General features: G+C 51.2%; 24 protein-coding genes and 1 other annotated feature. Of the genes, 2 read left to right on the forward strand and 22 right to left on the reverse strand.

What is annotated here, in order from left to right:
• Positions 1-203: 203 nt before the first annotated feature.
• From nusB to JUF13_RS06890, 15 genes are all read right to left on the reverse strand, one after another.
• Positions 204-635 carry a transcription antitermination factor NusB gene (nusB, locus tag JUF13_RS06820; protein WP_203638737.1) on the reverse strand — a complete coding sequence of 144 codons (432 nt, stop codon included), beginning with the start codon at positions 633-635 and terminating at the stop codon, positions 204-206.
• Positions 635-1,075: an Asp23/Gls24 family envelope stress response protein gene (locus JUF13_RS06825; protein WP_125582857.1), complete on the reverse strand. Its 441-nt coding sequence runs from the start codon at positions 1,073-1,075 to the stop codon at positions 635-637. Before JUF13_RS06825 ends, nusB begins: the two co-directional genes overlap by 1 nt.
• Before the next feature lie 39 nt (positions 1,076-1,114).
• Positions 1,115-1,675, reverse strand: coding sequence for an elongation factor P (efp, locus tag JUF13_RS06830; RefSeq protein ID WP_125765959.1), 561 nt, complete (start codon positions 1,673-1,675; stop codon positions 1,115-1,117).
• Between the two features lie 76 nt (positions 1,676-1,751).
• Positions 1,752-2,816, reverse strand: a complete 1,065-nt coding sequence (locus JUF13_RS06835; RefSeq protein WP_203638739.1) for a M24 family metallopeptidase — start codon at positions 2,814-2,816, stop codon at positions 1,752-1,754.
• A 96-nt stretch (positions 2,817-2,912) separates the two neighbouring features.
• A complete protein-coding gene (gene rpmA / locus JUF13_RS06840; RefSeq protein WP_269801535.1) occupies positions 2,913-3,206 on the reverse strand; it encodes a 50S ribosomal protein L27 in 294 nt (97 codons plus the stop codon).
• Positions 3,207-3,230: 24 nt separating this feature from the next.
• Positions 3,231-3,569, reverse strand: coding sequence for a ribosomal-processing cysteine protease Prp (locus JUF13_RS06845; protein ID WP_203638741.1), 339 nt, complete (start codon positions 3,567-3,569; stop codon positions 3,231-3,233).
• Between the two features lie 28 nt (positions 3,570-3,597).
• Positions 3,598-3,906: a 50S ribosomal protein L21 gene (gene rplU, locus JUF13_RS06850; RefSeq protein ID WP_048736202.1), complete on the reverse strand. Its 309-nt coding sequence runs from the start codon at positions 3,904-3,906 to the stop codon at positions 3,598-3,600.
• A gap of 20 nt (positions 3,907-3,926) precedes the next feature.
• Positions 3,927-4,007 (reverse strand) — a sequence feature (ribosomal protein L21 leader region).
• A gap of 48 nt (positions 4,008-4,055) precedes the next feature.
• The gene (locus tag JUF13_RS06855) at positions 4,056-4,622 is read right to left on the reverse strand and encodes a TetR/AcrR family transcriptional regulator (protein ID WP_203638742.1); all 567 of its coding nucleotides are present in this window, start codon (positions 4,620-4,622) and stop codon (positions 4,056-4,058) included.
• A 709-nt stretch (positions 4,623-5,331) separates the two neighbouring features.
• Positions 5,332-5,874 carry a dUTPase gene (locus tag JUF13_RS06860; RefSeq protein ID WP_203638743.1) on the reverse strand — a complete coding sequence of 181 codons (543 nt, stop codon included), beginning with the start codon at positions 5,872-5,874 and terminating at the stop codon, positions 5,332-5,334.
• Positions 5,875-5,887: 13 nt separating this feature from the next.
• Entirely contained in the window at positions 5,888-6,829 is a 942-nt protein-coding gene (locus JUF13_RS06865; protein WP_203638744.1) for a hypothetical protein, read from the reverse strand.
• Entirely contained in the window at positions 6,822-7,700 is an 879-nt protein-coding gene (locus tag JUF13_RS06870) for an exonuclease SbcC (protein ID WP_203638745.1), read from the reverse strand. Before JUF13_RS06870 ends, JUF13_RS06865 begins: the two co-directional genes overlap by 8 nt.
• A 660-nt stretch (positions 7,701-8,360) precedes the next feature.
• The gene (gene glnA / locus JUF13_RS06875; protein WP_125765965.1) at positions 8,361-9,701 is read right to left on the reverse strand and encodes a type I glutamate--ammonia ligase; all 1,341 of its coding nucleotides are present in this window, start codon (positions 9,699-9,701) and stop codon (positions 8,361-8,363) included.
• A gap of 43 nt (positions 9,702-9,744) precedes the next feature.
• Positions 9,745-10,131, reverse strand: a complete 387-nt coding sequence (locus JUF13_RS06880) for a MerR family transcriptional regulator (RefSeq protein WP_125765966.1) — start codon at positions 10,129-10,131, stop codon at positions 9,745-9,747.
• A gap of 122 nt (positions 10,132-10,253) precedes the next feature.
• Positions 10,254-11,171, reverse strand: coding sequence for a tRNA (adenosine(37)-N6)-dimethylallyltransferase MiaA (miaA, locus tag JUF13_RS06885; RefSeq protein WP_203638746.1), 918 nt, complete (start codon positions 11,169-11,171; stop codon positions 10,254-10,256).
• Positions 11,164-11,922 carry a glycerophosphodiester phosphodiesterase gene (locus JUF13_RS06890; RefSeq protein WP_203638747.1) on the reverse strand — a complete coding sequence of 253 codons (759 nt, stop codon included), beginning with the start codon at positions 11,920-11,922 and terminating at the stop codon, positions 11,164-11,166. The genes miaA and JUF13_RS06890 overlap by 8 nt, the downstream gene beginning before the upstream one ends.
• Before the next feature lie 753 nt (positions 11,923-12,675).
• On the opposite strand from JUF13_RS06890, the gene JUF13_RS06895 reads away from it, so the two are divergent.
• Positions 12,676-12,852, forward strand: coding sequence for a DUF3042 family protein (locus JUF13_RS06895; protein WP_125765969.1), 177 nt, complete (start codon positions 12,676-12,678; stop codon positions 12,850-12,852).
• A 92-nt stretch (positions 12,853-12,944) separates the two neighbouring features.
• Here the strand turns inward: JUF13_RS06895 and JUF13_RS06900 are convergent, their stop codons facing one another.
• From JUF13_RS06900 to JUF13_RS06930, 7 genes are all read right to left on the reverse strand, one after another.
• Positions 12,945-13,355, reverse strand: a complete 411-nt coding sequence (locus JUF13_RS06900; RefSeq protein WP_203638748.1) for a rhodanese-like domain-containing protein — start codon at positions 13,353-13,355, stop codon at positions 12,945-12,947.
• A gap of 29 nt (positions 13,356-13,384) precedes the next feature.
• Positions 13,385-14,356: an ROK family glucokinase gene (locus JUF13_RS06905; RefSeq protein ID WP_203638757.1), complete on the reverse strand. Its 972-nt coding sequence runs from the start codon at positions 14,354-14,356 to the stop codon at positions 13,385-13,387.
• 4 nt (positions 14,357-14,360) lie between these two features.
• Positions 14,361-14,591, reverse strand: coding sequence for a YqgQ family protein (locus JUF13_RS06910; RefSeq protein ID WP_203638758.1), 231 nt, complete (start codon positions 14,589-14,591; stop codon positions 14,361-14,363).
• Positions 14,592-14,633: 42 nt separating this feature from the next.
• Positions 14,634-15,314 (reverse strand): rhomboid family intramembrane serine protease, encoded by a 681-nt coding sequence (locus JUF13_RS06915; protein WP_225893631.1) that lies wholly within the window; start codon positions 15,312-15,314, stop codon positions 14,634-14,636.
• A 15-nt stretch (positions 15,315-15,329) separates the two neighbouring features.
• On the reverse strand, positions 15,330-15,881 hold the full coding sequence (locus tag JUF13_RS06920; protein ID WP_203638759.1) for a 5-formyltetrahydrofolate cyclo-ligase: 552 nt from the start codon (positions 15,879-15,881) through the stop codon (positions 15,330-15,332).
• A gap of 59 nt (positions 15,882-15,940) precedes the next feature.
• Positions 15,941-16,090 carry a 50S ribosomal protein L33 gene (rpmG, locus tag JUF13_RS06925; RefSeq protein ID WP_011667723.1) on the reverse strand — a complete coding sequence of 50 codons (150 nt, stop codon included), beginning with the start codon at positions 16,088-16,090 and terminating at the stop codon, positions 15,941-15,943.
• Between the two features lie 198 nt (positions 16,091-16,288).
• A complete protein-coding gene (locus tag JUF13_RS06930; protein WP_203638760.1) occupies positions 16,289-18,355 on the reverse strand; it encodes a peptidoglycan D,D-transpeptidase FtsI family protein in 2,067 nt (688 codons plus the stop codon).
• Positions 18,356-19,669: 1,314 nt separating this feature from the next.
• Here JUF13_RS06930 and JUF13_RS06935 point away from each other — a divergent pair.
• Positions 19,670-22,303: a YfhO family protein gene (locus JUF13_RS06935; RefSeq protein ID WP_203638761.1), complete on the forward strand. Its 2,634-nt coding sequence runs from the start codon at positions 19,670-19,672 to the stop codon at positions 22,301-22,303.
• The last annotated feature ends 124 nt before the right edge of the window (positions 22,304-22,427 follow it).

A 22,427-nucleotide genomic window follows, 5' to 3' on the forward strand; every position in this document is an offset into this window, starting at 1 on the left:
TGCTGAAGACTTAATTAGTCCGCACCCTACCAAATTTTTCGCGCGGCACCCCCGTGCGCAGTGCCCACTCATCGCCGCACGTCGACGGTGTTCGTTCGCGACACATGTTTGTCGGCCACTGACGTTTCCACCCGACGCACTGACCCCATTCGGCGCAACAAAAAAGACCGACCGCTAAAAGTTAGCAGTCAGTCGATTTGTGACTAAGATTGTGAATCCAACGGGTCATCATCTAACGTATGTGCAAGCACACCGTTGATGAACCGCCGAGAACGGTCGTCGCTGAAGTTCTTGGCTAATTCCAAGGCTTCGTTGACAGCCACTCGGTTAGGCACTTCTTCCACGTAGTCAATTTCATAAAAGGCGATCCGCATGATTACCAAATCAGTTTTGGCAATCCGCTTGAGCTGCCAGCCAGTGCTCAGGTACTGGTCGATCTTCGCATCCAAGTCAGCTTGGTTTGCTAAGACGCCAGTCACGAGCTTCTGGAGGTAGTCAGGCACGGGAACGGTTTGGTCCGGGTCATCCGTCAAGACACGTTGGTACAACGCATCATGATCGGCATCGGGATTGGCGTTCAAGGCAAAAAGCATTTGAAACGCGCGTTCCCGAATTTGATGTCGTGTAAGTGTCACTATTGGTCACTATCTCCTTCATCGCTCTGGTTAAACAGGTTATCAGGGTCGACCTGTTGCGCCGTCTTTTCGGGAATGACGCCTTCCACGTGAACGTTAACTTCACGCAAGTCGAGGTCCGTCATGAACAACAATTGTTGCTTCACGTTATCTTGAATGGCCAAGGCAACCTTAGGCACCGCTACCCCATAATCCAAGTAAACGTAAACGTCAACCGCTAATTCGTCGCCATCAAAGACCAGCTTAACGCCCTTCCCATGTTGTTCTTTACGACCCAACAGTTCGGTGACGCTATTTGCTAAAGAACCCCGCATCCGTGCGACGCCTTCGGTTTGACTAGCCGCAATGCCGACGATAATTTCGAGGACTTGCGGTGCCACTTCGATCTTACCCAAAGCGGGTTCCTTTGATTCTAAAATGATATTAGTATCTTCCGCCATTCGTTGACCCTCCCTTACTGATTAAACGTGTGTGAAAACTTAGGCACGGGAAATGTACGTACCGTCAGTTGAGTTGATGGAGAGCTTGTCGCCTTCGTTAACGAAGAATGGCACTTGAACGACTAAGCCAGTGTTCATGGTAGCAGGCTTGGAACCACCAGAAGCGGTGTTCCCCTTAATACCTGGTTCCGTAGCAACAACTTCCAAGACAACCGTGTTGGGTACTTCGATACCGAGAACTTCGGAACCGTATTGTACCAAGTCAACGTTCATGTTTTCTTGTAAGTATGGGAGTTGTGCCTTGATTTGTTCATCTGGCACTTCGATTTGTTCGAAGTTGTCGGTGTCCATGAAGACCCGGTTACTACCATCTTCGTACAGGTATTGCATCGAACGCGTTTGGATATCAGCACGTTCCATCTTAGCACCGGCACGGAAAGTCTTTTCTTGAACGGCACCCGTCCGTAAGTTCTTAAGCTTTGAACGAACGAAAGCGCCACCCTTACCAGGCTTAACGTGTTGGAACTCAATGATGCGCCAGATTGCGTGATCGACTTCGATCGTTAAACCGTTTTTAAAATCAGCAGTAGAAATTGCCATAATGTGTCAGCCTCCTAAAATATGTCCTCTTTATAATATCAATTCTTACCCATAAAAAGCAAGATAGGTGAGTCACTTACAGAATAATTAAATTTCTTGGGACAGTTGTGAGGGTCTCGTGACCCGTTGCCGTCACCAATAAATCGTCTTCAATGCGAATGCCACCCTGACCGGCAAAGTAAACACCGGGTTCCACGGTGATGACCTCGTTTGGGGCCATCACGTCGGGCCAGCCCCGACCAATGTTCGGACCCTCGTGGATATCCAAGCCAATGCCATGGCCCGTACCGTGAATGAAGGCTGCGCCGTAACCCTGATCGGTCAAATACTGCCGACCAATAATATCCAGCTCATCCCCCGTGACACCAGGTTTAACCGCTGCCATAATCTTTTCCTGTGCGGTCTGCACAGCGTGATAGGCTGCCGTCAAAGCAGTCCCGGGATCTCCCAGGGCAACCGTCCGGGTCACATCAGAGGTGTAGCCATCCACGTAAAAGCCACAATCAATCGTGACCAGTTCACCACTGGCCAATTGCTTGTCGCTCGCCTGACCATGCGGCCAAGCTGAACGCACCCCACTGGCAACGATAGTCCCAAAGCTGGGACCGGTTGCGCCGTGGTCTTGCATCCACCGTTCGAGCCACTGGGCCGCTTGCCGCTCCGTCATGCCGGGCTTCAACACCTCCAGCAAAGCGAGGACACCCTCGCTAGTCAGTGCCGTTGCCCGTTTCAAGGCTACCAATTCGGCTGGCTCCTTGATTTGGCGAAGCGCATCGATGACCCCACTAAGGGGCACGATGTCGGTCATTAAATGCTCATCTAACCATTCAAATTCGGCTAAGGTTAAACTATCCTCAATCCCCAGTACCGTCGCACCAGCGGCCTCTAACGCGTCATCAACGGCCTGCAAGTAGTCGCGGGTGATTGTTTTCGGCACGTTGGGCATAGTCGCTGCTAATTCAGACTGGTAACGCGCATCCGTGATAAACACGGCGTCGTGTTCCGTGACCAGCAGGTACCCGTCGCCGGGCTCCACACTGGTCCCAACTAAGTAGCGTTGATTACTGGGTGATGAGACCAAAAAGCTATCGATACTTAACGTGGCAAATTTGGACTGTAACCGTTCGATTCTAGTTGTCATAACCCTAGCCTCCTTGATGTTTGGCAGAAAAAAGAAGAACTCAAAGCGAATTGGTCTCGCCTCAAGCTCTTCAGTCGTTACGAGGAAAACCTCGTGTTATTTAGCTGCTTCTTCTGCAACTGGGTATACGGATACTTGACGCTTGTCGCGGCCAAGACGTTCGAATTTAACGACGCCAGCAACCTTGGCAAACAAAGTATCGTCACCACCGCGGCCTACGTTCAAGCCTGGGTAGATGTGCGTCCCACGTTGGCGGTAAAGGATAGAACCACCGGTAACAGTAGAACCGTCAGCAGCCTTCGTCCCAAGACGACGACCAGCAGAGTCACGACCGTTAGCAGTAGACCCACCACCTTTATGGTGAGAGAAGAATTGTAAGTTCATGTTCATCAGCATAAGTTTCACCTCCGCAATTTAGTCTTTGGTTTCAGCGAATTGAATGTAATCCGCGTAATTTGTGGCGACATCTCTTAACCCATCCGCAAAACTCTGGAGGAGTGTTTGTCCCTTTAATTCGGCCGTTGCTTCCAGCTTTGGTGGAAGGTGGACTTCCAGATAGCCACCCTCCTGATCACGATTCTCAACCTCTATTGGAATCTCAGCGACTCGTTGTAGAGCATTGACCGTCGTAATCGCAAGCACCGATACCGCAGCGCAAACAATGTCTTGACCATACTCACCTGAGTCAGCGTGGCCAGTGATTTGGAATGAATCGATTCGGTTAGTTCCATGATGGAACGTCGCGTGAATCATCGAGATCGCCTCTCTTTAATCTTTAGGCTTAAGCGTTGATAGCATCAACGACAACCTTGGTGTATGGTTGACGGTGACCCTTCTTCGTATGTTGGCCCTTCTTGGCCTTGTACTTGAAAGTAACAACCTTCTTTTCCAGACCCTGCTTTTCAACAGTTCCAGTAACGGTTGCACCTGCAACAGTTGGCGTCCCGATCTTAGGCTTGTCACCACCGACAAAGACAACTTGGTCAAAAGTAACCTTTTCACCAGCTTCAACGTTCAACTTTTCGACGTAAACAGCTTGGCCTGCTTCGACCTTGTACTGCTTGCCGCCAGTTACGATAATTGCGTACATGTGTGTGCACCTCCTTATATATTTAGACTTAGACTCGCCGAAAACAAGTGCTCCGCAAGGCGGAAAACTTAATGACTCGTCCCGAGCGGTTGCAGCTGTGGAAGTCCACAAATACAACATGAAAATTATACTTGATAGGATTTCTTACGTCAAGCTTTTTCTGCACCAATTGGCAAGTCAATCCCGACCGGTGCGAACCAGGCCGCGACTGGCGTGACTTCCGGCTTTAATAATTGGCAAAAAGATTGTGCCAAAAATTCTGACCGATAACGGCGATTGTCATTTAACCAGTGGTGCACCAGCCCGGTAAAAGCGGTCGCTAAAAAGGCCGTCTGCACATCCAGTGGGGGCTGTTCCCCATCGAGCGCTGGCAGGTGTTGGGCGTAAGCGGTCATTTCCCGTTCAAACCGCTGAAGTAGTCGGGGTTGAAACTGCGTGAATTGGGGGTGCAACAAGACCACTAAGATCTGATGATGTTGGTCAACATACCGTAAGGCCGGTCCCAACGCAAAACCGCGGGTCGGTTCACCCTGGGGCGTCAGGGTCGTCTTAGCGGCCGCAAACCATTCATCAATGACCTGCTGCTCAGTCTGTTCGAGGAAGTCCACCTTATCCTTATAATGCAGGTAAAAGGTTCCGCGGGTGATCTGGGCCGTCTGGGTCAACTTCTGTACAGAAATCTGCTTCAACGAGTTTTGCTGGAGTAGCGTACTCAATGCTTGGCGCAGCCGGTCATTCGTCCGGACAACGCGTGGGTCTGTCTGACTGATAATGTCTCGCTCCCTTCACTTCTAGAAAAAGCTAGTCCGACTACGAACTAGCTTTTCATTTACCATTCTATTCTTAAACATCATTCATTGGGTTAGGCCTGTTCGTTCCCGGCGGCGGGCTCAAAGTGCCCTGCTGTGGGGCCGGTTCCAGCCTGAGAAGCGGGCTTCCACCTCAACTTTGAGCCAAAGAACGGTCTCAAAGATTGTCCCATGGGCTAAGCTGAGAAAATCACTCAGCTAAGGCCATCGTCACAGCTGGTCGCTTTGGCCCGCCTCTGGCCACTAACATTTGCCTAGCCCATTCACTATTTCATTGTAATTTTCACGTTAAGCTTGTTGGCCGCTAATCATACACAACCAAGTTGACCGTAGTATGTAGCCAACACGCTCCGTCACCCCACGCCAACAACTAACAGTTTCGGGTGCGGGTCAAACCAGTGTCAGCCGCAGGGCTGGTGAAAATGGGCTCAGCCGTGGGAGTTACCTTAGCGGGTCCCCCGCTTAGGTAACTGCTATCTTTGAGACGCGTTTCTCAGAGGCTCAAAGTAAGCCTGGAGACCGTCCTTTGGCTCCAGGCGCGCGCCCACAGCGCCACGGCCCATTTTCACCAGCCCGGAGGCGAGTCAACGACCGTTTCGAACCAAACCCAAAACCGTTAGTAATTGTTGGCTTGGCGGTCGAGATTGACTTGGCGTTTGGCCTCGTACGCAGCCTGAATCTGGTCCTGACTAAACCCGAAGTCCACGAATCCCCACTTGAGGAACAGCCGCCAAGCATGGCGGAAGTCCTCTTGCCGGTGGGCAAAGTGGCTGTTGAACACCATCCGTTTCAGGATCAAGTATTGTTGATCCAAATCCTTGGCTGGCCGACTGGTTTCGAGGGTCGTCAGGTCTTCTTCCGTCAACATGATCAGGTGGGTCCAGGTCTTCTTGGCCGCAACCAGGAAGAAAAAGTCCATGGCGTCCGTGTACTCCGTCAACAGGGTCTCTTCCGGCGTTTGACCGGCATCAGCCTTGCCACGGTGAGTCTTCCAGACCTTAAACCATTCCGACGTGTTGGCTACTTCGGCCAGTTCCACGTCGAGAGCCACGTAGGCGTTTTCAATCTGTGACTTACGGGTCATTTCAATGTCTCGGTCCTGGGTGATCTGCTCATCCAGGGCGATAGATTGTTGTACTAATTTTGCTAACTCTAACACGTTGGGAATCCTCCTAACCAAAGATCAAGGGGTCGGACGAGATTTCCAGATCCGTCAGGTTTTCCAGGTACCAATCACGCATGAATGGGTACTTCAAGAGAACGTCGAACCAGGAAATCTTCTGGTCGTCATCGTGAACCGTCAAGACCCACTCTGGTTGGCCTTCCAATTGGTTGTTAAAGATATCGACCACCACACCGTGTTCCAGCGCGATTTCGGCCCCGTTGCCGTTGACGCCGTTGGTTAACATGTAGTCTTCCTTGGCAGCCATGACAAACAGACGGTCCACAACTCCAGCTGGTAAGTCCGTTGACCGCACCGCATAGTTTTGACGGTTGGCGGCATCTAAAATGTTGAAGTCCACGGAGTAGCCGTAGTCTTCCTTCAGGTAACGGGCAAAGTCTACTAAGATCTGAACGGATGTCTTCACCGTTTCGGCAGGCACCGTTTCATGCAGGTCGATGATGAAGAGCTGCGTCAGCGCATGGCTGTTGAAGCGGAACATTTTGCGTTCCAAGTTCAGGTAGAACAGGGATTGGCCGGTCGCCCGTTCACGGTAGTAAACGCCACCGTTTTCAGACGTTTCCACGCGGAAGTTAAACGTTCCCCGGTCACCCAGCGGCGTTAACTGTTGGGTCAACTCTTCGTGGTGGTCGCGAGATTGTAAAATAACGTTCTTTCCTTGATCGTGCAGTTCCAGCATCCGGGACATGAATAACAGGTAATAGTCGGCGTTGCTGTACTGATGGGGGAAGGTTACGTAGTCGGAGTCCAGCGTAAAGTCGGCCAATTCCGTGGCGGCAGAAACCAATTCATCGGGATCTGTCGTCTTGATCAGTTGGTCCATCAATTTGGTGAACCGCAAGCCCGTTTCCAAACCATCTTTAATTGCCTCGTTATAGTTGAGTAACCGGCCACTGGTGGTCAATGTCGATGGGTCATTTTCATTAATCATCAACTGTCACCTCGCCCTCACTCTTGCCTAACAGGCTGTTCAAGTAATCCGCATATAGACTCGCATTGTGGGCTTCGAAGTGTTCAAAGTCATCAAAGGCGTCGCGAATACTCTGTTTTTCGTAGTTTAAAATCGTATCTTCCTTAGACAAAACCAGAATCTTATCATCGTTTTCCTTGATCGTCTTGTGGGCATTCAGGGCTTTTTCGTCCTCGTCCGCCAGCTTGGTCAATTGATCAATGATTCCCTGACGTTCGTCTTTGAGCTTACCGGAATCCCATGGCATACTGCTCTTGCCACTATTTTCCTTCAGCTGTTCACGCAACTCAGCCTTTTGGTTGTCCCGCGTCGTTTGGGCGTCCACCAATTTCTGGAGTTGTTCACTTTGACCAGAAATGGATTCGATTTGAGCGGTGTTGAGCCGCTGACCGTGGGCTTCCAAGGCGAATGAATCCTTGAGCTTTTGGTATTCCTTTTCGTCGAATTCAAACTTCACGTTAATGACGTCTAAGTCGCCGAAGAGACGCCGATCCCACCAGTTTCCAAAGTAAATGTGGAACAGGCCGGTCGTGTATTCTTCATAGTAAAAGAATGGGTAGATGTGCCCCAAGTAATCGATCAGGTTGTCACTTAGGTAGTGGCTGATCTGGGGATGAATATTGTCGACCAATTCTGCCAGATGGTTCACTGCCCGGGTCGAGCGGGTCTTCTTCACTTCTTGATAGTAACGCACTTGATCCAGCAATTCGTAAACCTGACGATCATCGCCGTGTTGAACTGCGGCTTGCAAGGTGCTTAAGTATTCGAGCTTGTTGGCGATTGCCTGTGTTAAGGCATCGGCGGCACTAGCTTGTTGTTCTTGATTTTCCATGGATTATCCCTCATTATTCTGATGTTCCCTAGCGCTTGCCGTGAACATTTGGTTATACGTTCATGTTACCAAAAATCGGCCGAGAAAAAAGCAGTTTGCCTGAAGTTTTATGGGAAAATCATTAATTTTTTCTCGACGGTTAAAATTTTACTCTGTCACCACGAAAAAAGATTCGAGACAATCGTCCCGAATCTTTAGGTGTTTTAAGTTTTAAAATGAGGTCTCACTGACGACCACACCATCTTTAGGAGACAGTGCGTACGAAAGTTTTTTATCAGCTAACGTGCCTGTCGCAACAGGACTAAACTGATTCCACTCGCACAGTCATCTGACACATCAGTGACTAGTAACTGCCACCCGTCACTATTGGGCTAAACCCGTGTTAGCCGCAGGGCTGGGAAAACTGGACCAGTCAAGGAAGTGACCAGAGGCGCGCCAAGATGACCAGCTGTGTCGATGGACTTGGCTGGGGTTCTGTCCCAGCCTAGCTCCATGGGACAACCTTTGAGACCGCACTTCGGCTCAAAGTTGAGGTGGAAGCCCGCCCTTCGGCTGGAACCGGCCCCACAGCAGGGCGTCTTGAGCGCGCCGCCGGGAACGGACGCGACCAGGCCCAGTTTTCACCAGCCCGGAGGCGCAATGACCATCAGTTTAACCCGTTTAGTACAGTTCCAGGTACTGATCGCGTTCCCATTCGGAAACTTGCGTCCGGTAAGAGTTGTACTCTAAGTTCTTGGCTTCGATAAAGCTTTGGTACAGGTGATGGCCCATTGCATTGCGCATGACATCATCGGCAGCCAAGTCCTTCAACGCGTTGTGCAACGTGTCAGGCAAGTTGGTGATGTGGTTTTCTTGCCGTTCTTCGGCATCCATCCGGTAAATGTTCCGGTCGATAGCCTCACGTGGGGCCAATTGGTTACGCAGCCCATCCAGGCCGGCTTCCAAGACGGCAGCGATGGCCAAGTATGGGTTAGCTGCGGGGTCAACACTCCGTAATTCCAAACGGGTGGACAAGCCACGGGAGTTTGGTACTCGGATCAGTGGTGACCGGTTTGACCCGGACCAAGCCACGTAAACTGGGGCTTCGTAACCAGGGACTAACCGCTTGTAACTGTTAACGATTGGGTTGCAGATGGCGGTAAAGCTCCGCGCATGTTTCAGCAGGCCGCCCAAGAAGTGGAAGGCGTCTTCGGACAATTCCATCTTGCCGTCCTTGTCGTAGAAGGCGTTCCCCTTGTCATGGAACAGGGACATGTTCAAATGCATCCCGGAACCGTTGATGCCGGCCAGTGGCTTTGGCATGAACGTGGCGTACAGCCCGTACTTCCGGGCGATGGTCTTGACCACCAGTTTAAACGTTTGAATGTTATCGGCCGCTGTTAAGGCATCGGCATACTTAAAGTCAATTTCGTGTTGGCCAGGAGCGACTTCGTGGTGCGCCGCTTCAACGTCAAAGCCCATTTCTTCCAGGGTCAAGACGATTTCACGCCGACAGTTTTCACCCAAGTCCATTGGGGCCATGTCAAAGTAGCTCCCCTTGTCGTTCAACTCGGTTGTTGGCTTGCCGTTTTCATCCATCTTGAACAGGAAAAATTCGGGTTCTGGTCCAATGTTAAAGTCGGTGAAGCCGGCCTTGCGCATGTCATCGAGCACGCGAATCAAGTTGTTCCGTGGGTCGCCTTCAAATGGCTTGCCATCGGTCGTGTAGACTTCACAGATGACCCGGGCAATCTTGCCCCGTTCCGTACTCCATGGGAAGATCATCCACGTGGAAAGGTCGGGGTAAAGGTACATGTCACTTTCTTCAATCCGGACGAAGCCATCGATTGAAGAACCGTCAAACATTAATTTGTTATCGAGCAACTTATCGAGTTGGCTGATGGGTACCTCAACGTTCTTGATTGTCCCAAATAAATCGGTGAACATTAACCGTAAGAACTTAACGTTTTCGTCCTTGGCCATCTGACGAATATCATCTTTGGTGAATTCCGGCTTTGCCATTAAAAATCGCTCCTTGCTGTTTTTTGAAATTTCTTACCGTGGTCTAAAGGGGTCGCTGTTGCGGCATCCCCGGTGTTGGATGACCCAGGCCACCCTGCCGAATGAATTCGTCTTGCAAAATGCGCCGCACGTCTTCATCCGTTAGCGGTTGCCGTTGGGCCGCTTCCTTCGCTTGGGCCGCCTGCTGTTGTTGATCATAAATGGCTTTGATGCCCGCCACGTTGACCCCCTCAGCCAGGTAGTCTTTGATTTCCAGCAATCGGTCGACGTCATTTAACGAATACATCCGCCGATTACCCTCATTACGTTCGGGAAAGACCAACTCTTGGGCCTCATAGTAGCGAATCTGGCGGGCCGTCAAGCTCGTTAACTTCATCACCGTCCCAATTGGCAGGACTGCCAACGATCGACGTAACTCTTTTTCCTTCATCACTACTGGCCCCCTTTAACTATGATGCCATCATACCACGCTGAAAGCGCTAGTCAAGGATTCATGTTAGAAAACATGACATGAAGGCTAAAAATCATTAATTCTTTAATTAATCGTAAGAACTAAGCCTTCAGCCAATCAGTTACTTGGGCCATGATTTGTTCATAAGCTTCTGGATGTTGGACCAGGTCGTACCAGGTCGCCGTGGTTTGGTTCCGAAACCAGGTCAGCTGGCGTTTGGCATAGTGACGGGAATCCTGTTTGATTAGGTCCACAGCCGCCGGCAACCGTTTGGGCTGATCTAAAACCGGCAACAATTCGCGGTAGCCAATGCCCGTGGCGGCCGGTAGATCCGTGCCACCTTGTGCCGCCAGCCAGTGGACCTCATCCAACAAGCCATCGGTCATCATCAGATCGACCCGCTGATTAATGCGGTCATACAGCAGGCTTCGGTCGGTATTTAAGGCCAAATACAGTTCATCATACTGGGGTCCCTCATTATTTTGGTGGGAGAAGAGCTGTCCCGTGACCTGAATGACCTCCAATGCCCGTACCGTGCGCCGGACGTTGGTTGGGGGAATCTTACCGGCCGCAACTGGGTCCAGGCCGTTAAGCCGTTGCCAGAGCGCCTGAGGGCCATTGGCCTGGGCCTCTGCCCGCAGACTTTCGCGAATTGCCGGGTCACCCGGGGCATCGGCGCCCAATTTTAAGCCGTCAAACAGGGCCTGCAAATAAAACCCGGTCCCGCCCGCAATAATGGGCAGGTGGCCCCGGTCGGTGATCTCTTGAATCAGCTGCTGGGCCGCATCCACAAACTGAGCGACCGTGAATTGTTGATCCACGTCGCGGACGTCAATCAAATGATGCGTCGCCGCGGCCTGTTCCGCTGGCGTTGCCTTGGCCGTCCCAATGTCCAGGTGGCGATACACTTGCATCGAATCGCCAGAAATAATTTCGCCGTTCAATTGTTGGGCTAGTCGAATCGCCAGTGAGGTTTTCCCCACCGCGGTCGGGCCTACAACTGCTAAAACCTTAGTCATCTCGTTTGCCTCCCTGCATCTTTTCTCGTAACGCCACTGCTCGCGCCGGGTAATCCGTAATCAAGCCGGCAAAGTGGTGCCGCAAACAGTAAGCCATGTCGGCGGGACTGTTAACGGTCCACGGTCGCAACTGTACGTGGGGCAACCAGAACCGGTGCGCCTTGACCCACCGAATATCTGGGTGCAAGCCCCCAACCAGGTGCTGCCGTTGCATGCGTTTCGCCTGGCGCCCGGCCGTCTTAAAGAGCTTGGCATACTCCGCCTGTGGATACAGACTACGCAACGTCACAATCGATTGCGCCCGAAAACTCGAAAAGACCAGCCGAAACGGCACGGGTTGCTGGGTGAAGTAATCCGCCAGCGCCTGTTCGATGCCGTCATAATGAATTTTATTTGTCTTCAACTCAAGGTTAAACACCCCGGTAAAGTGGTCCTTGATCAGCAACTGAATGACCTCATCCAACGTTGGCACCTTAGTCCCGGCAAATTCACTGCCAAAGTGACTACCGGCGTCCAATTGCTTGATTTCTGCCAGGCTATGGTCTTGTACCAATCCGGTACCATTAGTGGTCCGATCAACTTTTTCATCGTGCATAATAATCAATTGGTGGTCGCTAGAAAATTGCACGTCGGTCTCAATGCCATCCGCCCCAGCATCCAACGCTGCCTGAAATGCCAGCAGTGTGTTCTCAGGCCGGGTCCCCTTGCTACCCCGGTGTGCGATGATTTGTGTGGGTTGTCTCTTAAACACGCATTCCCATTCCCTTCACGTTAATTCTATTAGTAAGGGTACCACAGAACCCCGGCGTTTCGTCCTAAATTGTTACGTTTTGACTCTTTGAAATGAGACAGTTTTTGCTTCCGTTCCCGCCGGCGGATTCAAGGCGCCCTGCTGTGGGGACCGGTTCCAGCCGGTGGTGCGGGCTTCCACCTCGACTTGAAACCTCGCTGCAGTTCGCGAGTTTCCAAGGTCGTCCCGTGTTCTAGGTTGGGCAAGTTCTCCCAACCAAGAACACCGACACAGCCGGTCACCTTGATCCGCCTCTGGTCACTCACACTGTCGGTCTCATTTCCAAGAGTTAAAGCCTAAATTGCCTGTACTTTTCCTGTCATCCGACTCTTGTGTATCCTTCCACAATCCAGCACCCCAAAAAAAGCTAGTAATTGGCAGGCATCGCAACATTACCAGGTCCGCCCAAATCAGCCGATAGGCCGGCACCAATGGACTCAGCCGGGGGATTTTCTAAGTGTCCCACTTAGAAAATGGCGACTTTGAAACGTGCTCCCCAGCGGTTCAAAGCGAGTCTAAAGACCGCTCCTCAGGCTTCAGGCGTCCTACCCCCAGTATTCCAGTCCATTGGTGCCGGCCGGCAAGGCGCTGCCAGTAACCAAACTCAAGTCTCTACCCAATCAGAACACCATGTAAATCACTAGCAATTTGAAGGGAAAAATAGCATAATGGAAGCGGATAACTTAAAATCTTAAACGATGGGAGTCGAATGCTATGAAGCACTTCACAAAAGGGTTCTTATTTGGCGTTGTTGCGACCGCTAGTGCCGTTGCCGGCGCAGTCTTTTCTTTCAAGAAGAAGGTCGTTCAACCAATCGAAGATCAAGAAGCTCGGTTCGAAGAAAACCGGAAGTTGGCTAACCGCAAGAGTCACGCCGCTCATCACAACTAAGTTTTACTAAGACCAGTTACTTGGTCAACTTATCAGGGTAATTAAAAAAGTGTGTCACCGGAAAAAATCCGCGTGACACACTTTTATTTTGCTTAATTTGTTTTCTTGGTCTTACCTTGCCAACGGGCGTAACCCGTTTTCAGAATCGAAATATCTTTGTAGCCTTCCTTGCCCAACATTAAGGCTGCCCGGGTACTCAATGCTTTCCCCTGGTCGTACAGGTAAACGGGCAAGTCAGCCCGGATACCCGTATGGTAAGCCTTAAACGTGGAATAAGGAATATTGCGGGCCCCTAAAATGTGGCCGGCATCAAAGTCTTTCTTTTCACGCAAATCAATGACCTGAGCCTTACGCATGCCTTCTTGGAATGTGTCCTCGTCAATGACAGTGGCCACTTGGTTCCGGCGAACGATCGTAATCATTTGCCAAGCCGCCCAAGCGATGATCAAGACTAACAAAATGATGGTGTAGACCATCATTCCTGAAATTGCTGCAATTACCAAACTAAATCGTCCTTCCTAAACCACTTGTTCTAGTTGCTCTTTTGGAACCGCAAAGCTAATGAAGCGGCACCGATAACCCCGGCGTCGTTCCCCAATTGTGCTAAGCGTAACTTCGTTGAGTCACGAACAGCTGGGAAGGCATTTTCTTGGAAATACCGCGTCGTTGGTTGTAATAAAGTGTTTCCGGCGTTGGAGACCCCACCACCGATGATGATGTTGGCTGGGTTCAAGATGTTGGCTACGTTAGCTAAGGCTAAGCCGAGGTAGAACGTTACCCGGTCAACAACTTGGTTGGCCAAGATATCACCGTTGTCGGCTAAGTAGAAGACCATCTTGGAGGTGACGCTTTCCTGGTTGTCTTCCATTTTCTTCAAACGAGACGTGCCCATGAAGTCCTTGGCCATGTCGGCTGCCACGTGAACGACCCCGGTTGCGGAAGCGTATTGTTCCAAGCAACCGCGCTTGCCACAGGTACACAGGTAACCGTTTGGTTGAACCGTGACGTGACCGAGTTCGCCGGCCCCACCGTTGATACCGTGGAGCAAGTGACCGCCAGCGATGACCCCACCGCCGACACCAGTGCCTAAGGTAACGAAGACAACATCGCTGTCCTTTTCGCCGGCACCCTTCCAGTATTCACCCAGTGAAGCGACGTTGGCGTCGTTGTCCAGGATGAATTGCAGGCCTAAGCCTTCTTGGATTTGGTCACGGACCTGTTGGCGCTTCTTCCAGTTCAGGTTGAAAGCTCCGATAACGGTTCCATTTTCAATATCGACAGAACCTGGCGTCCCCATCCCGATACCTAAGAAGTCGCTCTTACTGAATTCTGAGTTGATGATATGTTGACTGATTGAATCAATGATGTTTGGAACGATGTGGCTACCTTCATCAGAGATGTCGGTTGGAATGCTCCACTTCGTCAGAATTTCTCCTGCAAGTGAGAGAAAAGCCATTTTCGTGGTGGTCCCACCTAAATCGATCCCAATTAAATTTCGTGCCATAACGCTAAATCCCTCCAATGGATTGGTGATTATCTCTTGCTCGTTGTTCCTCTAAACGGTGTTCATGCGTGAGAACGATCTTTGCTTGGACAAAGGTTGGATCATCCACCACCCGTGCTCTTCGGAGGTGGTCCAATTCCAATGCCATCACTTCGATATCCCAAAGTCGTTTACCGACGTACACATAAATACCAAATTTTTTAAGTAGCTGCTGAACATCATATAACGTTTTCATTGTGCCACAACCTCCATGAAATTGCACGAGACTTTTCGACAATTACTGGGCCATGCCGTGTAAATAAAGCCAGACCAAGCCACCAATTAACACGATAGTGGCGACGATTCTTTTAACTGGACTAACCTGACCAATTCGTGGCACGCCGACGGTATACGCTATCAGGAAGCCACTAGCCAAGCCACCCAGGTGACCCGCTAAATCAATCCCTGGCGTAAACAGATCAAAGGCAATGTTCATGACCACAAACGCCATGAACGTCCGGGCTAACTGCCGGATGCCCGGATTCTGCCAGAAGGATTCTCCTAGCATCAGGAAGGCCCCAAACAGCCCAAAGATGGCCGTGCTGGCCCCCGCTGACAGGCTGTTAGAGAAGCAGAAGGACGCGACGTTCCCGCCGATACCGGCAATCAGGTACATCACGAGAAAACGTGTGTGCCCAAAAGCGGCTTCAATCTGCATCCCCACAAAGTACAGGGTAATCATGTTCATCAGGATATGTGTAAACCCAATGTGGAGGAACATGGGGGTAAATAACCGCCACCACTCTCCCTGCTGAATCAGGGCATTGAGCTTCGCCCCAAAGGTAATCAGGACGTTCACGCTGGTACTACCACCGGCCAACGTCATGGCCAAAAAGACCAGGGCGTTGATCACAATCAAACCAATCGTCATGTAAGGCATCTGGTTTAACCGTTGTAACCGGTATTTAAAATTCGTCACCGCAAGGCTTCCTTTCTATTGGACGGGCGCTGCCAAAACAGCGTCCAATAAGACATCGAAGTCCTCAACTGGCCAAGTCGGCTGCTGCGCCTGTTGCGCCGGCAAAGCTAGTGCCACCTTGAACCCGTTTGTTCGGGGTAAATAACGGTCGTAATAACCGCCGCCAAAGCCTAACCGTTCACCGGTCGTGGCAAACCGCAGCCCCGGCACGATGATCAAATCAAATTCATCTGGCTCGATAATGGCACCGTTGACCGGTTCCTGCAAGCCAAACGAACTGGTCGCAAACGTCGTCTGGTCGTCCACCACGTGAAAGGCCATTTGCCGGTGCGGTAAGGTGACCGGCACCGCAATGGTTTTCCCCGCGGCTCGAGCACCGTCAATGATTGGCTGGGTCGCCAACTCAAAGTCCCCACTGATGGTCGTTGCAATACGCTTAGCGGCCTGCCAAGCTGGTAACGCAAATAGTTGCCGGTACAAATCGGCCGACGCCACCTGACGTTGATCAGCGGGCATTGCGGTCAAAGCTTGAATCGTCTGTTGCCGTAACAAGGCTTTGGATTGCATCGGTTTACCCCCTTGAGAGATTTTTTCAATAAAAAAAGGTGCGGACTCTCGCCCGTACCTTACTTAGTTTCACGATGCAAAGTTACTTTCCGGTCACGTGGGCAGTATTTCTTAAATTCAACCCGGTCCGGGTTATTACGCCGGTTCTTGCTGGATAAGTAATTGCGTTCGTGGCATTCCGTACATTCTAAAGTGATGTGTACACGCATTGTGGGTAACCTCCCAACTTGTTTAGAATTACAGGCTAGAGCCCTTAACTCGTAATATATTACCATTAATCGGCAGCAATTACCAGTGATAATCCTAAATATGTTAAGCAAAAATACTTAACAGCTGTAAAATCGCCGACACCGCGGGATTTTCGCCCGGAACACGATTTTTTCATTTTTTTGTTGCTGACCCACTCACTACTTAATGGTTGAGGTCGATTGGACCGTCTTCCAGTAAGCTGAGTAGATTTGCTTGGCCAACTTCATGTTGTTATCTTCGGCATTGACCCCTAAGTTAGGCATTGCCAAGGCAACGACCACTTGTGGATGCGTCGATGGTGCGTAAGAAGCCAGACTCAGCGTCACCGTTTCGCTACCCTTGTAATACGTTTGGGCCGTCCCAGTCTTGGCGGAGATTTCTGGCGAGATCGAAGATAATTCGTCCCCAGTCTTGTACGTGTTGCTCCCGTGAACCACGTCGTACAGACCTTCAGTGACTAATTTCTTCTGGGCTGCCGTCATGTCGATACGGTTCAAGACCTTTGGCGTCACGGAGTTCTTCACAGCCCCCAGTGACCCATCGGACTTGGTTCCCCGAATGGACCCCACCACGTGTGGCGCAATCCGGGTTCCCCCGTTGGCAATCGTGGACATGTACTGGGCAACCTGTAAGACCGTGTAAGCATCGTAGTTCCCGAAGGACAAGTCCAACGCGTTCCCAATGTGGGCCTTACTGCTGGAACCGCGTAACCCGGTACTTTCGCCTGGGAGGTCGATTCCGGTCGAGACACCCAACCCAAATTGATTGAAGTAGCCCCGTTCCTTGGCGAAAATGCTGGTTCCCATGGTCAAAGCCGCGCCGGAAACGTAATTAAACTTGGCTTCCTTCATGGCTAATTGCATCATATAGGAGTTGGAAGAAACTTCCAGCGCCGTTGAGGCATTGACAGCCATGTCGGCACCACCATTGGCGTTAAACCAGGAAGCCTTCTTGACCCCACCAACGGTGATCGGCTTATCGGTCAAGGTGTTGTTGTACGGCGTGATCACGCCATCCATTAACGCCCCAGAAACCATGGCACCCTTGACGACAGACCCCATAACGATGTCACTGTTCATGGCACCTAAGGCGTTCGTCGTAATCTTACCCGTTGATGGATTACGATCAACCCCAGCCATCCCAATGATGCCCCCAGTATTCGGGTTCATCACGATGGCGTAGGTCCCGGTCGAGACACCCCCGGCGCCTGATTCGGCCGAGTGAACCAGTGTCTGCAGTTTCTTCTGGAAGCTAGAGTTGATGGTCAATTGGAGGTTATCCCCCTTGGAGCCACCATACTTCTTAACTTCCTTGGTCACGGTATTATTACCGGCCACTTCGACCTGCTTTTCGGCCTTGGTCCCCCGCAGAACAGATTCGTACTCCTGTTCCAGGTAGGATTGCCCCACGCTATCGTTCCGTGAGTAGCCTTGAGCCAACAGTTCGTTGACCTTGTCGCTAGGCAACCCGGTCTTTTCGGATGAAACCGTCCCAATGATCGACTTGATCGACGACCCGTTTGGATAGTTCCGTGACCAACTCGTCCCGACCTGCACCCCAGGCATTTCGGATAAATGTTCACCGATTTCCGCAATTTCCTTGCTGGAAACGCCGGAATCCTTGATATAGGTGGTCGACAACGCGTAGGCCCCACTCATCTTAGCAAAAATGGCCGCCGCATTTTTCTGCGTTTTGGTCAATTTGAACGAAGAATCGTTTTCCAAATAACTCAGGGCCTTGTTGTACATTTGCGTCGTAGACATGCCCTTGGTGCCGGACAACTTCTTCTCAACCGCCTTCAACCGATTGGTATCGGTCAGGTAGTAGTCAATCGACTGCCGTGGCGTCAAAGAACTGGTGGAGACCGTTAAGTACCGGCCTAACTTATTGGCAATGTCGTACATACTGGTGGACAGAACGTTGACCCCTTTGGTGTAGGAAATGGCTTGGTGGGCTTTGTTCCCCACTAATACCTTACCGTTGGAATCGTAAACCATCCCCCGTTGCACGTTGGTGGTTTCAATCGTGGTATCGGTCGAATTGACCTCCGCCTTAAATTGCGACCCATACATTACTTGCAAATACGCTAACTGACCAATCAGCGCCGCAAATAACAGGGCAACAATGATGAAAAGAAAGTTCAACCGAAACGGGATCTCGGACTTCACGGGACCGTCACTCGACCGCTGATTTCGGTTGCTAACGCGATTATAAAAATTCTTCACAACAGCTCTGCTCCTTATTGTACAGCTACTATTCTACCAAACTTCGTGGCCAGTCACTATCCCACTTCAGAAATTTAAACAAACTATGCTATTCTAGAGGCCGGGATGGCTGACGCCCAATTGGTATTCTAGCATACTGTGATTCTCCCAAAAGTGACCTGCTCCCCATTTTACCAAAAATAAATAAATTATGGCGGTTTTTCTCCTTTCAAAATATTTAAGTGACAATTGTGTTTGGGCTGGCCGTTCCCGGCGGCGGGCTCAAAACACTCTGCTGTGGAGAACGGCTCCAGCCTGAGGAGCGGTCTTCCGCCTCGCCTTGAAGCCTGGAAAACCACCAGTCTCCAAGGTCGTCTCATGGTCTAGGCTGGGAAAGTACCCCAGCCAAGTCCATCGACACAGCCGAGCATTTTGGCCCGCCTCTGGTCACTCACATTTTCCTTAAATATTCTATTCGATGGGGACTGCCATATTTTATTTATGTCTGCCTGTGTCTCTGGGTGTGTGCAGTCTCTCTATAAATCTATTACGTAATCGAATTAGCTTAAATAGAATTTGTAGCAGCTCCTACAGGTAGTCTCATTTTCCTTCTTACTATGGCCAACACGCGTTTAATCTATCACACCCGTGTCCTTAGCCGCATCTACGACACCTGCCACTTAATTCTTCAAGGCTCACTATTTCGATAGGATCAAATTTTATTTGAATGGCTAACTCCGTCTCAATCCCTTTTAGTTTCTTGATAGCCTGTTAATACATAAGATTCAGTATTTAACGTCTGTGGACTAAACATGTGCCGGCCCCCGGGCTGGTGAAAATAGAACGCGCGTGTCAGTGACCAGAGGTGGGTCAAGATGCCCGGCTGTGTCGATGGTCTTAGTTGGGTAATTTTCTCTACTTAGAGCATGGGGCAACCTTTGAGACCGATTTTTGGCTCAAAGTTGAGGTGAAAGCCCGCCTTCTGGCTGGAACCGACCCCACAGCAGGGCGGCTTGGGCCCACCGTCGGGAACGAACGGCACCGCGTTCCAATCCCATTTTCACCATCCCGGAGGCAAAAGTAACAACCGTTTAACCCATAACCAGTATTTTAGTTGAGTTCTGAAATATCTTTAAAAATATGACAATCCGGCCGCACAGCTGGCCCAGTATAGTATGATAAGAACTGGTCAATCTTTGACCACACGTGGTCGCGTCACCTAACCCACCCGTTAGCCTGACCGTCACGCCAGCTTCGCCCTTAGGCTGAATCCACCGATTCACGCCGCAACATTAACAACTGCTTTTAAATTATTGAAAGATTGAGGTGGCTTCCTTGCAAGAAAAAAAACGACGTTGGACGCTTACACAACGTCAATCCACACTTTTGGGTGCGTTCTTAACGCCCTTTTTATTAATGACGGCCTATTTTATCTACCGTCAGATGGCCCCATTTGGCTCGAGTAGCCTCTTAACGGTCGACCTGGGTCAGCAGTACATCGACTTCTTTGCCTATCTACGGCGAGCCCTGTTGCACAATCCCAGCAGTATTTTCTACTCCTTTGCCAATGGCTTAGGTGGCGAAATGCTGGGGACCTGGTCGTACTACCTGCTCAGTCCGCTGAACTGGCTATTACTGCTGTGTCCCGGTGCCTCGCTCACGACCGGCGTCTTCCTCCTGACCGTGATCAAATATGGGCTGGCCGGCCTGACCTTCGGCTGGTTACTGCTCAAGACGACCAACCAATCCGGTTTTAAACTGGTGACGTTGGCCACCGCCTACGCCTTGATGGGCTGGTCGATTGCCAACCAACTCAACATCATGTGGTTAGACGCGGCGTACCTGTTGCCGCTGATTTTCTACGGCCTGTATCTATTGATGCACACCGGCAAGTGGCGCACCTACGTGGTCTGGCTAACGATTATGCTGGTCGTGAATTACTACATGGCGTACATGATCTGTCTCTTCTTGATTTTGGCATTCGTTTGGTTTGCCGTTGATCAATTTACCAACTGGCGGCATTTCTGGGGTCAAACCGTTAAGTTTGCGCTGACCTCCGCCGCGAGTGGCCTGTTGGCGGCATTCGTCCTACTGCCAACCTGGTGGTCCCTGTCGCAAAGCAAGGCCCAGTACACGGTCACGACCTTCAAGTGGAAGTTTGAATTCTTTCCACCGAAGATGATTGCCAAATTCTTCATGGGCGCCTTCAACTTTGACCAAATGCCAGACGGGACTGCCAACCTCTTCATCGGTGCGTTGGCCTTGCTCGGAAGCATTTTCTTCTTCGCGGACAAACACATCAAGCTGCGCAGCCGCCTCACCGCCGGCATCATCACCCTCTTCTTGGCGCTGTCCCTTTGTGTGCAGCCCCTCGACCTGTTGTGGCACGCGGGCCAGTTCCCCGTTTGGTATCCGTACCGCTTCTCGTTTGTCGTGAGCTTCTGGTTGATCTGGTTAGCCGCGCAAACGCTGACGGACGATTTCGAACCCGGCTGGTTAGCCATTGCCATCGCCACGCTGATCATCGTGGTCGGCACCGCCTACGTGGCCTTGAACCTCAAGTCCTTTAAGTTCTTACAAATGAATCAAGTGCTCCTCGGCCTGTTCTTTGCCGTCCTGGCCCTAGGCCTGACGACGCTGCCCGTCAAGCACCACTGGATTTACCCGCTGGCCTTTTTCGTCATCGGGATAACCGAGGTCTCGGCCAACGCCTTCATGTCGTTAAACAACATTAGCTACGTCTCTCAAGGCGAATACGGCAACTACACCAACGAGCTCCAACGATTGGTCAACCGCGTGCAGAAGAAGGATCAGGGCGTCTACCGCATTGGCAAGACCTTCCTGCGAACCAAGGGCGATGCCTTTCAAACGGGTTACGCCGGCGGGGGCGTCTTCTCGTCCGTCCTGCCGAAAGCCACGCCGACCTTCTACGGCAACATTGGGAGTCCGGATGGCGACGGCTTCGTCGAATACAGCAACGGAACGCTGGTCACCGATTCCCTGTTGAATATGAAATACTACTTCCAGCAAAAACAATTGTCCGGCGCTTTGAGTGGGACCAGCATGTTACCGGCATCCACCAACAAGGCCGACCTGGCCGATTACCAAGCCGTGGGTCAGGACCAATGGGCCACGACCTACCGCAACCAGTATGCCCTGCCGCTGGGCTATGCCGCTAGTCAACAGATTTTAACGTTGAAGAACAAGACGGCTGACCCGGCCCAGTACCAGTCCAATTGGCTGGCCGCGTTGACTGGCAAAACCACGGACCAGCACCTGTACACGGCCGAGAACTTTGACCAAGTGACGTTCCAAAACATCGCCCAACAGTCAAAAATCACTGGTGCCGTGTTACAACGGAAAAACCTGTTGAAGCCCGCTAAGATTACGCTGACGTTTACCCCAACCACCAATGACGCCTACTACCTGACCTTTGGCTCAACGGTCAACTCGGATAATGCAACGTTCATCCTGAATGGCAAAACGCTGGATCAGTACAAGATTTACCGGAATACGATTATGGTCAGTGCCGCCGACCATGCCAAGGGTAAGAAACAAACGTTAACGATTCAACTGAAAAAGGGCTCGTTGTGGCTGGATAACTTCACGCTGTATCAACTGAATACGGCGAAGTTCCAACGCGCCGTCGCACAGCTGAAGACACAATCCTGGCACCTGACGAAACACAGCAGTCGCTACTTCCGTGGGACCATCACGACCAAGACGGCCGGTCAGGTTCTGAACACCTCCGTGCCGTACTCCACGGGTTGGCACGCCACCGTCAATGGCAAGCGCGTCAAGACGTACAAGACAGTCGGCATGTTCACTGCAGTTAAGCTGCCTAAGGGCCAGAGTACCGTGACACTGTCCTACTGGCCACCGTTGTTAAATGCCGGGATTCTGGTTAGTCTGGTGACGTTGCTGGGGTTGACGGGCGGCTGGTACCTCACCCACCGTCGTCGCGGATAAACTACGCCTCCGGACCGGTGAAAATTGGGCCGTGACGCTGTGGGCGCACGTCTGAAGCCTGAGAAGCGGTCTTCAGACTTACTTTGAGCCGAAGACCACGTCTCAAAGATAGCAGTTGTCTAAG

Origin of the sequence: Levilactobacillus wangkuiensis (assembly GCF_016861605.1) — a bacterium.
GTDB lineage: Bacteria > Bacillota > Bacilli > Lactobacillales > Lactobacillaceae > Levilactobacillus > Levilactobacillus wangkuiensis.

What these genes read in the sequence shown, in the direction of transcription:
- JUF13_RS06870 (WP_203638745.1), bottom strand. Translation starts at nt 7,700, where the DNA reads ATGGAAAATCAAGAACAACAAGCTAGTGCCGCCGATGCCTTAACACAG.
- JUF13_RS06895 (WP_125765969.1), top strand. Translation starts at nt 12,676, where the DNA reads ATGAAGCACTTCACAAAAGGGTTCTTATTTGGCGTTGTTGCGACCGCT.
- efp (WP_125765959.1), bottom strand. Translation starts at nt 1,675, where the DNA reads ATGGCAATTTCTACTGCTGATTTTAAAAACGGTTTAACGATCGAAGTC.
- JUF13_RS06825 (WP_125582857.1), bottom strand. Translation starts at nt 1,075, where the DNA reads ATGGCGGAAGATACTAATATCATTTTAGAATCAAAGGAACCCGCTTTG.
- JUF13_RS06865 (WP_203638744.1), bottom strand. Translation starts at nt 6,829, where the DNA reads ATGATTAATGAAAATGACCCATCGACATTGACCACCAGTGGCCGGTTA.
- rplU (WP_048736202.1), bottom strand. Translation starts at nt 3,906, where the DNA reads ATGTACGCAATTATCGTAACTGGCGGCAAGCAGTACAAGGTCGAAGCA.
- JUF13_RS06845 (WP_203638741.1), bottom strand. Translation starts at nt 3,569, where the DNA reads ATGATTCACGCGACGTTCCATCATGGAACTAACCGAATCGATTCATTC.
- JUF13_RS06880 (WP_125765966.1), bottom strand. Translation starts at nt 10,131, where the DNA reads ATGAAGGAAAAAGAGTTACGTCGATCGTTGGCAGTCCTGCCAATTGGG.
- JUF13_RS06905 (WP_203638757.1), bottom strand. Translation starts at nt 14,356, where the DNA reads ATGGCACGAAATTTAATTGGGATCGATTTAGGTGGGACCACCACGAAA.
- JUF13_RS06920 (WP_203638759.1), bottom strand. Translation starts at nt 15,881, where the DNA reads ATGCAATCCAAAGCCTTGTTACGGCAACAGACGATTCAAGCTTTGACC.
- rpmA (WP_269801535.1), bottom strand. Translation starts at nt 3,206, where the DNA reads ATGAACATGAACTTACAATTCTTCTCTCACCATAAAGGTGGTGGGTCT.
- miaA (WP_203638746.1), bottom strand. Translation starts at nt 11,171, where the DNA reads ATGACTAAGGTTTTAGCAGTTGTAGGCCCGACCGCGGTGGGGAAAACC.
- JUF13_RS06910 (WP_203638758.1), bottom strand. Translation starts at nt 14,591, where the DNA reads ATGAAAACGTTATATGATGTTCAGCAGCTACTTAAAAAATTTGGTATT.
- rpmG (WP_011667723.1), bottom strand. Translation starts at nt 16,090, where the DNA reads ATGCGTGTACACATCACTTTAGAATGTACGGAATGCCACGAACGCAAT.
- glnA (WP_125765965.1), bottom strand. Translation starts at nt 9,701, where the DNA reads ATGGCAAAGCCGGAATTCACCAAAGATGATATTCGTCAGATGGCCAAG.
- JUF13_RS06835 (WP_203638739.1), bottom strand. Translation starts at nt 2,816, where the DNA reads ATGACAACTAGAATCGAACGGTTACAGTCCAAATTTGCCACGTTAAGT.